Consider the following 13,737-nt stretch of genomic DNA (forward strand, 5'->3'; position numbering starts at 1 on the left):
ATACTAAATAAAATAATATTTTCTTATTTATAGATCAATTATCCATAATATATTCTATGCCTGTAAATTTGTAAAAACAATTACAAAAAACTAAAAATATAACAAATGATAATAGGTGTTCCTAAAGAAATTAAAAATAACGAAAATCGTGTAGCATTAACTCCTGCCGGTGTTTCTGAAATGAAAAAACACGGACATACTGTTTATGTTCAATCAACTGCAGGTTTAGGAAGTGGATTTAGTGATGATGAATATGCAAGTGCAGGTGCAGTAGTTTTACCAACTATTGAAGAAGTATATGCTATTGCAGAAATGATCATTAAAGTAAAAGAACCAATTGCATCTGAATATCCATTAATCAAAAAAGATCAATTGTTGTTTACTTACTTCCACTTTGCTTCATCAGAACCATTAACTCATGCTATGCTTGAAAAAGGTGCTGTATGTTTGGCTTATGAAACAGTAGAAAAAACAGATCGTAGTTTGCCTTTATTAGTTCCAATGTCTGAAGTTGCTGGTCGTATGGCAATTCAACAAGGAGCAAAATATCTTGAAAAACCATTAAAAGGAAGAGGAATTCTTTTAGGAGGTGTTCCAGGTGTGCCGCCAGCTAAAGTATTAGTTTTAGGTGGAGGAATCGTAGGAACTCAGGCTGCAAAAATGGCTGCAGGTTTAGGTGCTCAGGTAACTATTATGGACCTAAGTTTGCCACGTTTACGTTATTTAGATGATATTATGCCTGCAAACGTAAGTACACAAATGTCTAACCACTATAACATAACAAAAGCAATCGCTGATGCTGATTTAATTGTTGGAGCAGTTTTGATTCCAGGAGCAAAAGCACCTCACTTAATTACTCGTGATATGCTTAAATTAATGCGTCCGGGAACTGTTGTAGTTGACGTTGCAGTTGATCAAGGTGGTTGTATTGAGACTTGTACTCCAACAACTCACGAAAACCCAACTTTTATCATTGATGATATCGTTCACTATTGTGTGGCAAATATGCCAGGAGCTGTTCCTTATACATCCACTTTAGCTTTAACAAATGCAACTTTACCATACGCAGTGCAATTAGCAAACAAAGGATGGGAAAAAGCATGCAGCGAAAATGAAGAATTGAAAAAAGGATTGAATATTGCAAACGGGAAAATCCTTTACAAAGGAGTTGCCGAAGCTTGGAATCTTCCTTTTAACGAAGAATTAGTGTTAGCAAACGCATAGTGCTAACATTAAAATAAGTGCTTACTAAACACTCAATTTTAAAAGGCTTTTCTTAACGGAAAAGCCTTTTTTTATGCCATAAAAAAACCTGCTATTTTTAGCAGGTCTTTTTTAATATTTAGTTTATTTCTTTTCATCCAAAACTTCCTGCAATACTTTTGCTTCAGTTCCATTTGGGAAAGTAACTTTAATTTTCTGAGCTATTGTGGGTGCAATTTCTGTAATTGCCTTCTTGTCATAAGACTCTCCTTTTTTAATGTGCCACCCATAAAAAATTGCTGGCACATGCGTATCATAACTATAAGGTGTTCCGTGTGATGTCCCTGTAGTTGAGTACTCAATATCTCCAGGTTTATCTACTATAATCATATCACCATCCTGAGTAACATCATACCCTTTTGCTACGAAATTTAAATAGTAATCATTTCCTGAATTTGCTAAAATTTCCTCTTCAGTATACACTCTTTTAACTTGCGGTTGAGAAATTAAAAACTCTTTAAAAGCTTGCTTAACCTTTACAAGTTCTAAACCTTTGTCTTTAATAATTTGTTTATTAAAGAAAATATTAAAATTTGAATAGTTTAAGATCAAATCAACTCCAAACGTTTTAGTCGAGAAATCCTGCAAACTTTTTTTCACATCTTTTGAAGGATAATTATCTACATTATATTTACGATCTTTCAGATAAATTACATTTTCAGCGCCAGCATGATCAGCAGTTAAAAATAAAAGATAATTTCCTTTACCAACCGTTGTATCTAAGTAATTTAAAAAATCAGCTATAGTTTGGTCTAATCTTAAATATGTATCCTGAAGTTCCATAGATCTTGGTCCAAGTAAGTGTCCAACATAGTCTGTGGACGAAAAACTAACCGTTAGAAAGTCAGTAATATTGTCTTTCCCTAATTCTTCTTTTTCGATAGCTTTTTTTGCAAATTCAGCTAATAAATCATTTCCATAAGGTGTTGCTCTTAATATTCCGGCATCATTCTTCTCATACATTGATTTTAAGTCGTAAGGAAAAACAGGCGCTGCACTTCCGTATAACTTTCCTTCATACGGATTATTATCCGCTAAACTTTCATTATATGTCGAAGCAGGTTTATATAAATCCCAACCTTTATTAATGTATGCCATATAATGTTTTTCATTGTTGAATTGAGTCACCCAGTCAGGCAATTTTTCACCGTAAAAAGTACTGGAAATAAAAGAACCAGTTTTGCTATACCAAAAGGCCCAATTTGCAAAATGACCAGCAGGCAAAATTGCACCTCGATCTTTTAAACTCATTCCAATCACTTTTCCCTCAAAATTAGTCGCCATTCTCACTTCGTCAGTAATAGTAGTACTTTGAAGATTTTTTGGTGACATTGCTCCTTCTTCAACAGTTCCATCACCTACGGTTTTTACGCCTGCATCATCTGTACAATACATTTCCTTACCAAGAGTTCTACTGAACCATTCGTTACCAACAATCCCATGAGTAGAAGGTGTTGTACCTGTATAAATAGATGCATGCCCCGGAGCAGTATATGTTGGCATGTAATTATAATGCATATTCTGAAAAGTATATCCATTATTCATTAATCTCTTAAATCCATTTGGAGAAAAATCATCAGAAAACCGATATAAATATTCCATTTTCATTTGATCAACTACAATACCTACAACCAATTTAGGGCGTTGTTGAGCACTTAAATTTGAGATAACAAATAATGTCAACAATACAATACTTTTTTTCATACTTAAATTATAAAATTTGAATGCAAAAATACAGATTCGCATTCAAAAAGGCTAACTGGTCTTAGCTTAAAACTCAAAATTGACTCTAATTTAACAGAACTAAAATTATATATAATGAATTGAATAAGAATTTGTGCGTTTCCCGCCGCGGCGGGCTGGGCTGTCCGCTATATATCTTTTGCACTTTCGGTTTTTGGATGAAGAGAAGTATAAGGCAGCGCAAAAGGATGCCGTTCCCATTCTTAACGCAAACGTGGTAAATAAAAGTATATGCTTAAAAAAAATCACGCATTATTTAATCGAATTTCATAAATCTGTTTCGAATAGCTTTGCGAACTTTATCTTTAAAACAACTCAAGCTTTATTGGCATGCTTTGCGTAAAAAAAGTGTTATAAAACGAAAAATCCCCATCAAATACATGATGAGGATTTTCAAAAGAAAGGCGACGACATACTCTCCCACATAACTGCAGTACCATCTGCGCAGGCGGGCTTAACTACTCTGTTCGGGATGGGAAGAGGTGAGCCCCGCCGCAATAACCACCTTAAGGCTGTTAGTTTTCAGTTCACAGTTTATAGTCTGCAGTTTTTCAACTCATAACTTATAACTCAAAACTCATAACTGCTCTGCGTCGAGCAAATATCTTAACATACTGAGATAAAGAAACATAAAAGTATTAGAAAGTTTCTCCCCCCGACTTGCATCGGGGGAAAAGGGTGTACATAAGCTTACGGATTATTAGTACTACTCGACTATGACATTACTGCCTTTACATCTATAGCCTATCAACGTGGTCATCTTCCACGATCCTTAAAAGAAATCTCATCTTGTGGTGGGTTTCGCGCTTATATGCTTTCAGCGCTTATCCCTTCCAAACGTAGCTACTCTGCGGTGCCCCTGGCGGGACAACAGATACACTAGAGGTTTGTCCAATTCGGTCCTCTCGTACTAGAATCAGATCCACTCAAATTTCTAACGCCCACAGTAGATAGAGACCGAACTGTCTCACGACGTTCTGAACCCAGCTCGCGTGCCACTTTAATGGGCGAACAGCCCAACCCTTGGGACCTTCTCCAGCCCCAGGATGTGACGAGCCGACATCGAGGTGCCAAACCCCCCCGTCGATATGAGCTCTTGGGGGAGATCAGCCTGTTATCCCCGGCGTACCTTTTATCCTTTGAGCGATGGCCCTTCCATGCGGAACCACCGGATCACTATGCTCTACTTTCGTACCTGATCGACCTGTATGTCTCTCAGTCAAGCTCCCTTATGCCATTGCACTCTACGCACGGTTACCAAGCGTACTGAGGGAACCTTTAGAAGCCTCCGTTACTCTTTTGGAGGCGACCACCCCAGTCAAACTACCCACCAAGCAATGTCCCCCACAATATGGGGTTAGGCCTCAGATAAACAAAGGGTTGTATTTCAACAATGACTCCACAACGCCTGGCGACGCCGCTTCATAGTCTCCAACCTATCCTACACATCATTTATCCAAGGTCAATACTAAGCTATAGTAAAGGTGCACAGGGTCTTTTCGTCCCACTGCGGGTAAACGGCATCTTCACCGTTACTACAATTTCACCGAGCTCATGGCTGAGACAGTGTCCAGATCGTTACACCATTCGTGCAGGTCGGAACTTACCCGACAAGGAATTTCGCTACCTTAGGACCGTTATAGTTACGGCCGCCGTTTACTGGGGCTTCAATTCAATGCTTCTCCGAAGATAACATCTCCTCTTAACCTTCCAGCACCGGGCAGGTGTCAGGCCCTATACTTCATCTTACGATTTTGCAGAGCCCTGTGTTTTTGATAAACAGTCGCCTGGACCTCTTCACTGCGGCCCTGATTGCTCAGGGCGACCTTTCTCCCGAAGTTACAGGTCTATTTTGCCTAATTCCTTAGCCATGAATCTCTCGAGCACCTTAGGATTCTCTCCTCAACTACCTGTGTCGGTTTACGGTACTGGTACTAATTACCTGAAGTTTAGAGGTTTTTCTTGGAAGCCCTTAGGCGCACTATCTCTTTGTCCGAAGACTCCGAGTACTATCGTATTTCCCCAAGACGCGTGGATTTGCCTGCGCATCTTATAGGTAGGTACTTCAACGAACTATTCCGTCAGTTCGCGGCGCTTTCATCACTCCGTCACCCCATCACAGTAATTAGTAGTACGGGAATATTAACCCGTTGGCCATCGACTGTCCCTTTCGGGTTCGCCTTAGGACCAGACTAACCCACAGCTGATTAGCATAGCTGTGGAAACCTTAGTTTTTCGGTGTGCGGGTTTCTCGCCCGCATTATCGTTACTTATGCCTACATTTTCTTTTCTAACCAGTCCAGCATACCTGACGATACACCTTCAACCCTGTTAGAATGCTCCCCTACCACTTAGAGTAAACTCTAAATCCATAGCTTCGGTAATACGCTTATGCCCGATTATTATCCATGCTCGTCCGCTCGACTAGTGAGCTGTTACGCACTCTTTAAATGAATGGCTGCTTCCAAGCCAACATCCTAGCTGTCTGGGCAGACAAACCTCGTTCTTTCAACTTAGCGTATATTTGGGGACCTTAGCTGATGGTCTGGGTTCTTTCCCTCTCGGACTTGGACCTTAGCACCCAAGCCCTCACTGCTGTGAAACATTATATAGCATTCGGAGTTTGTCAGGAATTGGTAGGCGGTGAAGCCCCCGCATCCAATCAGTAGCTCTACCTCTATATAACTTTATGCACAGCGCTGCACCTAAATGCATTTCGGGGAGTACGAGCTATTTCCGAGTTTGATTGGCCTTTCACCCCTACCCACAGGTCATCCGAAGACTTTTCAACGTCAACCGGTTCGGTCCTCCACTGTGTGTTACCACAGCTTCAACCTGCCCATGGGTAGATCACACGGTTTCGCGTCTAACACTACTGACTAAAGCGCCCTATTCAGACTCGCTTTCGCTACGGATCCGTGGCTTAACCACTTAACCTTGCCAGCAACGTTAACTCGTAGGCTCATTATGCAAAAGGCACGCCGTCACCCCACGAAAGGGCTCCGACCGCTTGTAAGCGTATGGTTTCAGGATCTATTTCACTCCGTTATTCACGGTTCTTTTCACCTTTCCCTCACGGTACTGGTTCACTATCGGTCTCTCAGGAGTATTTAGCCTTAGCGGATGGTCCCGCCAAATTCAGACAGGGTTTCACGTGCCCCGCCCTACTCAGGATACCACTATCTATTACACTTGTTACCCATACGGGGCTATCACCCTCTGTGGCGTCACTTTCCAGCAACTTCCGGTTCCTTGTGCATAAAATGTCGTGGTCCTACAACCCCAGCATTGCCGTAACAGCACTGGTTTGGGCTAATCCGCGTTCGCTCGCCACTACTTACGGAATCACTTTTGTTTTCTTCTCCTCCGCCTACTTAGATGTTTCAGTTCAGCGGGTTTGCCCACCTATCGGTGTACTATGTCTTCAACATAGTGGGTTGCCCCATTCAGGTATCTGCGGATCAATCGGTGTGTGCCCGTCCCCGCAGCTTTTCGCAGCTTATCACGCCTTTCATCGCCTCTGAGAGCCTAGGCATCCCCCATACGCCCTTATTTTGCTTATTGTACCAATCATAATTTAATATGACCGTTTTTTTTGTTTTTGTTAGTTATAACAAAAACGCTTTCTACTTTTTATTATTTTCTTATCTCAATATGTCAATGAACTTTTATTTACTATCTTTATAGTAAACCAGTGGAGAATAACGGAGTCGAACCGTTGACCTCCTGCGTGCAAGGCAGGCGCTCTAGCCAGCTGAGCTAATCCCCCATTTTTCAATCTTAGATTGTAGAATTCAGATTTTAGATTTCTTAATTCTTCTCTAATTTCTTTTGGTGAATTCCAACTTCCAGAATTTCCTTTTTCCAAGCTAACAGTCTTTTTAATTTTTAATTCTCAATTTTGAATTGAAAACTTTAAAAAAGTAGTCCCGGGCAGACTCGAACTGCCGACCCCTACATTATCAGTGTAGTACTCTAACCAGCTGAGCTACGAGACTCTGTTTTACTTAAAATTTATTATTTGAACTAACAGCAAGAGTAATTGAACCTGAAATCCAGATCCTTTAGATAGACATCTTTTTTCCCCAGCGTGCATTGCTGCTAACACATGGGGCTCTAGAAAGGAGGTGTTCCAGCCGCACCTTCCGGTACGGCTACCTTGTTACGACTTAGCCCTAGTTACCAGTTTTACCCTAGGCAGCTCCTTGCGGTCACCGACTTCAGGCACCCCCAGCTTCCATGGCTTGACGGGCGGTGTGTACAAGGCCCGGGAACGTATTCACCGGATCATGGCTGATATCCGATTACTAGCGATTCCAGCTTCACGGAGTCGAGTTGCAGACTCCGATCCGAACTGTGACCGGTTTTATAGATTCGCTCCTGGTCGCCCAGTGGCTGCTCTCTGTACCGGCCATTGTAGCACGTGTGTAGCCCAAGGCGTAAGGGCCGTGATGATTTGACGTCATCCCCACCTTCCTCACAGTTTGCACTGGCAGTCTTGTTAGAGTTCCCGACATGACTCGCTGGCAACTAACAACAGGGGTTGCGCTCGTTATAGGACTTAACCTGACACCTCACGGCACGAGCTGACGACAACCATGCAGCACCTTGTAAATTGTCTTGCGAAAGTTCTGTTTCCAAAACGGTCAATCTACATTTAAGCCTTGGTAAGGTTCCTCGCGTATCATCGAATTAAACCACATGCTCCACCGCTTGTGCGGGCCCCCGTCAATTCCTTTGAGTTTCATTCTTGCGAACGTACTCCCCAGGTGGGATACTTATCACTTTCGCTTAGCCACTGAAATTGCTTCCAACAGCTAGTATCCATCGTTTACGGCGTGGACTACCAGGGTATCTAATCCTGTTCGCTACCCACGCTTTCGTCCATCAGCGTCAATCCATTAGTAGTAACCTGCCTTCGCAATTGGTATTCCATGTAATCTCTAAGCATTTCACCGCTACACTACATATTCTAGTTACTTCCTAATAATTCAAGTTCAGCAGTATCAATGGCCGTTCCACCGTTGAGCGATGGGCTTTCACCACTGACTTACTAAACCGCCTACGGACCCTTTAAACCCAATGATTCCGGATAACGCTTGGATCCTCCGTATTACCGCGGCTGCTGGCACGGAGTTAGCCGATCCTTATTCTTACGATACCGTCAAGCTCCTACACGTAGGAGTGTTTCTTCTCGTACAAAAGCAGTTTACAATCCATAGGACCGTCATCCTGCACGCGGCATGGCTGGATCAGGCTTGCGCCCATTGTCCAATATTCCTCACTGCTGCCTCCCGTAGGAGTCTGGTCCGTGTCTCAGTACCAGTGTGGGGGATCTCCCTCTCAGGACCCCTACCCATCGTAGCCTTGGTAAGCCGTTACCTTACCAACTAGCTAATGGGACGCATGCTCATCTTTTACCGTTGTGACTTTAATAGTTCAACCATGCGGTTGTACTATACTATGAGGTATTAATCCAAATTTCTCTGGGCTATCCCTCTGTAAAAGGTAGATTGCATACGCGTTACGCACCCGTGCGCCGGTCTCTTAGTCCGAAAACTAATACCCCTCGACTTGCATGTGTTAAGCCTGCCGCTAGCGTTCATCCTGAGCCAGGATCAAACTCTTCATCGTATATTTTAATATTATATTGCGATGTCGTCTCTATCGGTTCTCTTCGAATCTCCCGATTCCATTACTCTTATTCTTTTGTTCTAACATCTCTGTTAAAACGGCTGTCAATTCAATATGTCTACGAACGTGTTTCAATTTTGTTTCGCTTGTTTCTCAAAGCGGGTGCAAAAGTAGAAAACTTATTTTTAACCGGCAAATGTTTTTTGAAGTTTTTTTTTAGAAAATTTCTTTTCCTTTTTTCCTTCCAACCTTGCCAATCTCTCAATGAACTTTCCGTGTTTTGCGGGGTGCAAATGTAACAGCTGTTTTCAAATCTCACAAGCTTTTTTTAAACTTTTTTTGAAAATATTTTTTCGTTTAGTTTAACTAGCCTGTCAGTATTTCAGTGAACGTCTGTCGTTGTTGCGGGTGCAAAAGTAGCACCTTTATTTACATTTCCAAGCCTTTTTTTTATATAATTTCAATCTTTTTCCTAAATGGCTGGTTTCGCGTTTTTTACAGGGCAAAGTTTTTTTTTGATTTGGCGGGTTATGCCTGATTTTGGCTCTTTGGGGGTGGGTTGGCCGCAAAGGCGCTAAGGTTTCTTTTTCTACAGTTTTGTGGTTTCTCGCAGAGTGGCAAAGGCGCCTGGTTTTCTTCCTTGCGCTTTATTTCCTTCTGAAAACTGCTGCCCTAGCCCCGATAGAAGTGGAAATCCTTTTGCTTTTTCCTTTAAAAAGCAAAAGATTGGAACAGATAGCGGGAAATAGCTCCTGATTCTTAATTAAATTCCAAACTTAAAAAAGCTTCGACTTCGCTCAGCTGGACAAAACTGTTATTAAAAAGGTTATTAGTAAACCCGACAGGTTTTGAAAACCTGTCGGGTTTCGTTGACGAATAATTACGCATATATATTATAGTAGAAACTTTTCCTTATACACATGTATAAAACAAGGTGACGGATAACAATAAGATTTAGATCCTAGATATTAATAGTATAAAGATGAATATATGTATTGTATGTATTTTAGTAATGCGTTATATTTGCATTCACAAAATTATAAACAATGATTAAGATTACTTTACCCGATGGGTCAATTAGAGAGTTTGCTTCGGGCGTAACTCCGATGGAGGTTGCTAAAAGCATTAGTGAAGGATTTGCAAGAAATGTAATTTCTGCGTCTTTTAATGGTACAACAATTGAAACCGAAACTCCATTGACGACCGACGGTAGTCTTATTTTATATACCTGGAATGATGCAGAGGGCAAAAAAGCTTTCTGGCATTCGACTTCTCACGTAATGGCTCAGGCTCTTGAGGAATTGTATCCTGGAATTCAATTAACTCTTGGACCTGCAATTGCTAATGGGTTTTATTATGATGTTGATTTTGGAGATCAGAAGATTATTGAAGCTGATTTTAAGAAAATTGAAGATCGCGTTCTTGAGATTTCAAGAGGTAAGCATGAGTTTAAAATGCGTCCGGTTAGTAAAGCAGATGCTTTGGCGATGTACAAAGACAATGTTTACAAAACTGAATTAATTTCGAATCTTGAAGACGGAACTATTACTTTTTGTGATCATGCTACTTTTACTGATTTATGTCGTGGTGGACACATTCCGAATACCGGAATCATCAAGGCTTTTAAAATCATGAGTGTTGCCGGTGCTTACTGGAGAGGTGATGAGAAAAACAAACAGTTGACTCGCGTTTACGGAACGTCTTTCCCTAAACAAAAGGATTTGACTGAATATCTTGAACTTCTTGAAGAAGCTAAACGTCGTGATCACCGAAAATTAGGTAAGGAACTTGAATTATTTGCTTTTTCTCAAAAAGTTGGGCAAGGTTTACCTTTATGGTTACCAAAAGGTGCTGCGCTTAGAGATCGTTTAGAGCAATTTTTAAAGAAAGCTCAAAAGAAAGCTGGATACGAACAAGTAGTTACTCCACATATTGGACAAAAGGAACTTTATGTAACTTCTGGTCACTATGCTAAATATGGTGCTGATAGTTTTCAACCAATAAATACTCCTGCTGAAGGGGAAGAGTTTTTATTGAAACCGATGAACTGCCCTCACCACTGTGAAATTTACAATGTAAAGCCTTGGTCGTATAAAGATTTACCTAAGCGTTATGCTGAATTTGGTACTGTATATAGATATGAACAATCTGGTGAATTACACGGTTTAACTCGTGTTAGAGGGTTTACTCAGGATGATGCACATATTTTTTGTACTCCGGAACAATTAGATGAAGAATTCAAAAAAGTAATTGACCTGGTACTTTATGTATTTGGTTCGTTAGGGTTTGAAAACTTTACTGCTCAAATTTCTTTGAGAGATCAGGAAAACAGAGAGAAATATATTGGTTCTGATGAAAATTGGGAGAAAGCAGAAAACGCTATTATCAATGCTGCTGCTGATAAAGGACTGAATACTGTTGTAGAATATGGCGAGGCTGCTTTTTATGGTCCGAAGCTTGACTTTATGGTAAAAGATGCTTTAGGCAGACAATGGCAATTGGGAACTATTCAGGTTGATTATAACCTTCCGGAGCGTTTTGAATTGACTTACAAAGGTGCTGATAATGAATTACATCGCCCAGTTATGATTCACAGAGCTCCTTTTGGATCTATGGAACGTTTTATCGCAATTTTACTAGAACACACTGCAGGAAATTTCCCACTATGGCTAATGCCTGAGCAAGCTATAATCTTGTCTTTGAGCGAGAAATACGAAATTTATGCTAAAAAAGTTTTAGATTTGCTAGAAAATCACGAAATTCGCGCCCTAATTGACAACCGAAACGAGACAATTGGTAAGAAAATTAGAGATGCTGAAATGCAGAAAATACCATTTATGCTAATTGTAGGTGAGGAAGAAGAGAAAAACGGAACTATTTCTATTCGTCGTCATGGTCAAGAAGGAAAAGGGAATATTACAGTTACAATTGATGAATTTGTCGCTATTGTAAACGAAGAAATAAAAAAGACATTAAAAGTTTTTACAGTTTAACTTAAATTATAAAGTCATAGCAATAAGAAGCAACAGAGGTTACCAACCTCGAGTAGAAAAAAAGGATGCACACAGAATAAACAATAATATTCGTGGTGTACAAGAAGTAAGATTAGTAGGCGAAAACATCGAACCAGGTGTATTTAAGCTTGCCGAAGCTTTACGTTTAGCAGATCAGTTTGAATTGGATTTGGTTGAAATTTCACCAAATGCTGAACCGCCGGTTTGTAAAATCATGGATTACAAGAAATTTGTTTACGAACAAAAGAAACGTGATAAGGTTTTAAAAGCTAAATCTACGCAGGTTGTAGTAAAAGAAATTCGTTTTGGCCCTCAGACTGATGAGCATGATTACGAATTTAAAAGAAAAAATGCTGAGAAGTTCCTTAAAGAAGGTGCTAAATTAAAAGCATTCGTTTTCTTTAAAGGACGTTCTATCATCTATAAAGATCAAGGGCAGATTTTATTACTTCGTTTAGCTACGGATTTAGAAGAACATGGTAAAGTTGAAGCGATGCCGGTTTTAGAAGGTAAGAGAATGATTATGTTCATTGCTCCGAAGAAGAAAAAATAGTTATCAGTTTAAAGTCTCAGTTATCAGCTTGAAATCTGAGACTTTAAAATTGAAACGAAAATATAAGTAAGTAAGAATAAATTAAAACACTAGGAAAAATGCCTAAAATGAAAACAAAATCTAGCGCCAAGAAACGTTTCAAAGTTACTGGTTCTGGAAAAATTAAAAGAAAGCATGCTTTTAAAAGTCACATCTTGACTAAAAAATCTAAAAAACGTAAATTAGCTTTGACACACTCAGCGCTAGTTCACTCAACAGATATGAAAAGCATCAAACAACAATTAAGAATTATCTAATAATTCTTTAGGTTAAAAAAATATTTATTATAACCTTGGAGTATGGCTTTCAAGTTCCTTTGATTCAATTCAGGACGCCTGCTACAAAAACACATTAAAATTATGCCAAGATCGGTAAATTCAGTTGCTAAAAGAGCAAGAAGAAAAAAAATAATGAAGCAAGCCAAAGGTTTCTTTGGTAGACGTAAAAACGTTTGGACAGTTGCTAAGAACGCGGTAGAGAAAGCGATGAGCTACGCTTACCGTGACAGAAAACAGAATAAAAGAAATTTCCGTGCTTTATGGATTCAACGTATCAACGCTGGAGCTAGATTAGAAGGAATGTCTTATTCTCAATTCATGGGGAAAGTTAAAGCTAACGGAATCGAATTGAACCGTAAAGTTCTTGCAGATTTAGCTATGAACCACCCAGAAGCTTTCAAAGCAATACTTAATAAAGTAAAATAAACGTTTTATAAACTCAATTTAGATTACTTACTTATCATAGAAAAACCATCCCGTCTAAACGGGATGGTTTTTTGCTTTTAGAGAAGTCTGTAATCGATTTTTAGAAATTCAATTTATACGGTACATTTGTATTCAATCAAACTTATCTCGTATGTACGAAGCACTTTTCCAACATCTTGAAAAATTTATAGATTTAGAACCTTCAGAAATAGATACATTAAAATCTAGTTTAAATCTTTCGATAATAAAAAAGAAAGAACATGTATTAAAAGAAGGTCAGGTTTGTAATACTATGTATTTTATAGTTAAAGGCTGTATGAGACAATATATAATCAATTCGAAAGGAAGTGAACAGACACTTCAATTTGGTATTGAAAATTGGTGGATTACAGATATTTTAAGTTATTATAATCATATCCCTTCCCATTTTTATATTCAGGCTGTAGAAAACTCAGAAGTAATCGCTATTGATAAAACGACTCTCGAAGCCTTACTAATTGAAATTCCAAAATTAGAACGTTATTTTAGAATCGTTTCTCAAAAATCTTTTGGCGCCATGCAAATGCGAATTAAATTTCTGTTTACAATGTCTGCAGAAGAACGTTATCATCATTTTAATGATCATTTTCCCGAATTTGTACAGCGTGTGCCACAATATATGATTGCTTCTTATTTAGATTTTTCAGCTGAATTTATGAGTAAGATTAGAGCTGGAAAGGTATAATTTCATTTCTTGAAGTAGTTCAAGTTTTTTAAAGCATAGATGCAGGAACTTTGTATCAAACTT

The 13,737-nt window shown here is 39.3% G+C and carries 7 protein-coding genes, 2 tRNA genes and 3 rRNA genes; 6 read left to right on the forward strand and 6 right to left on the reverse strand.

From position 1 onward, the window contains the following. Positions 1 to 105 precede the first annotated feature (105 nt). A complete protein-coding gene (ald, locus tag AC3QL1_RS00085) occupies positions 106 to 1,224 on the forward strand; it encodes an alanine dehydrogenase (RefSeq protein ID WP_492494226.1) in 1,119 nt (372 codons plus the stop codon). Positions 1,225 to 1,347: 123 nt separating this feature from the next. On the opposite strand, the gene pafA is transcribed toward ald, so the two are convergent. From pafA to AC3QL1_RS00115, 6 genes are all read right to left on the reverse strand, one after another. After that, a complete protein-coding gene (pafA, locus tag AC3QL1_RS00090) occupies positions 1,348 to 2,967 on the reverse strand; it encodes an alkaline phosphatase PafA (protein ID WP_492494227.1) in 1,620 nt (539 codons plus the stop codon). A 438-nt stretch (positions 2,968 to 3,405) separates the two neighbouring features. Then, positions 3,406 to 3,515, reverse strand: a 5S ribosomal RNA gene (gene rrf / locus AC3QL1_RS00095). 171 nt (positions 3,516 to 3,686) lie between these two features. Beyond that, positions 3,687 to 6,570: ribosomal RNA gene (locus AC3QL1_RS00100) — 23S ribosomal RNA — on the reverse strand. Between the two features lie 131 nt (positions 6,571 to 6,701). Continuing rightward, positions 6,702 to 6,775: transfer RNA gene (locus tag AC3QL1_RS00105), tRNA-Ala, on the reverse strand. A gap of 155 nt (positions 6,776 to 6,930) precedes the next feature. Further along, positions 6,931 to 7,004: transfer RNA gene (locus AC3QL1_RS00110), tRNA-Ile, on the reverse strand. A 122-nt stretch (positions 7,005 to 7,126) separates the two neighbouring features. Beyond that, a 16S ribosomal RNA gene (locus tag AC3QL1_RS00115) occupies positions 7,127 to 8,640 on the reverse strand. The 16S, 23S and 5S rRNA genes sit together here with 2 tRNA genes alongside, the layout of an rRNA operon. 1,046 nt (positions 8,641 to 9,686) lie before the next feature. Here AC3QL1_RS00115 and thrS point away from each other — a divergent pair. From thrS to AC3QL1_RS00140, 5 genes are all read left to right on the forward strand, one after another. Beyond that, positions 9,687 to 11,633, forward strand: a complete 1,947-nt coding sequence (thrS, locus tag AC3QL1_RS00120; RefSeq protein WP_492494228.1) for a threonine--tRNA ligase — start codon at positions 9,687 to 9,689, stop codon at positions 11,631 to 11,633. Between the two features lie 22 nt (positions 11,634 to 11,655). Continuing rightward, the gene (gene infC / locus AC3QL1_RS00125) at positions 11,656 to 12,207 is read left to right on the forward strand and encodes a translation initiation factor IF-3 (protein ID WP_072974136.1); all 552 of its coding nucleotides are present in this window, start codon (positions 11,656 to 11,658) and stop codon (positions 12,205 to 12,207) included. A gap of 98 nt (positions 12,208 to 12,305) precedes the next feature. After that, complete coding sequence (gene rpmI, locus AC3QL1_RS00130; RefSeq protein WP_007810722.1) at positions 12,306 to 12,503, forward strand: 50S ribosomal protein L35; 198 nt, start codon at positions 12,306 to 12,308, stop codon at positions 12,501 to 12,503. A gap of 102 nt (positions 12,504 to 12,605) precedes the next feature. Continuing rightward, the gene (gene rplT, locus AC3QL1_RS00135) at positions 12,606 to 12,950 is read left to right on the forward strand and encodes a 50S ribosomal protein L20 (RefSeq protein WP_017498429.1); all 345 of its coding nucleotides are present in this window, start codon (positions 12,606 to 12,608) and stop codon (positions 12,948 to 12,950) included. Between the two features lie 151 nt (positions 12,951 to 13,101). Beyond that, complete coding sequence (locus AC3QL1_RS00140; protein ID WP_492494229.1) at positions 13,102 to 13,674, forward strand: Crp/Fnr family transcriptional regulator; 573 nt, start codon at positions 13,102 to 13,104, stop codon at positions 13,672 to 13,674. Positions 13,675 to 13,737: the final 63 nt, after the last annotated feature.

Source organism: Flavobacterium sp. GW823-FHT04A11 (genome assembly GCF_058796535.1).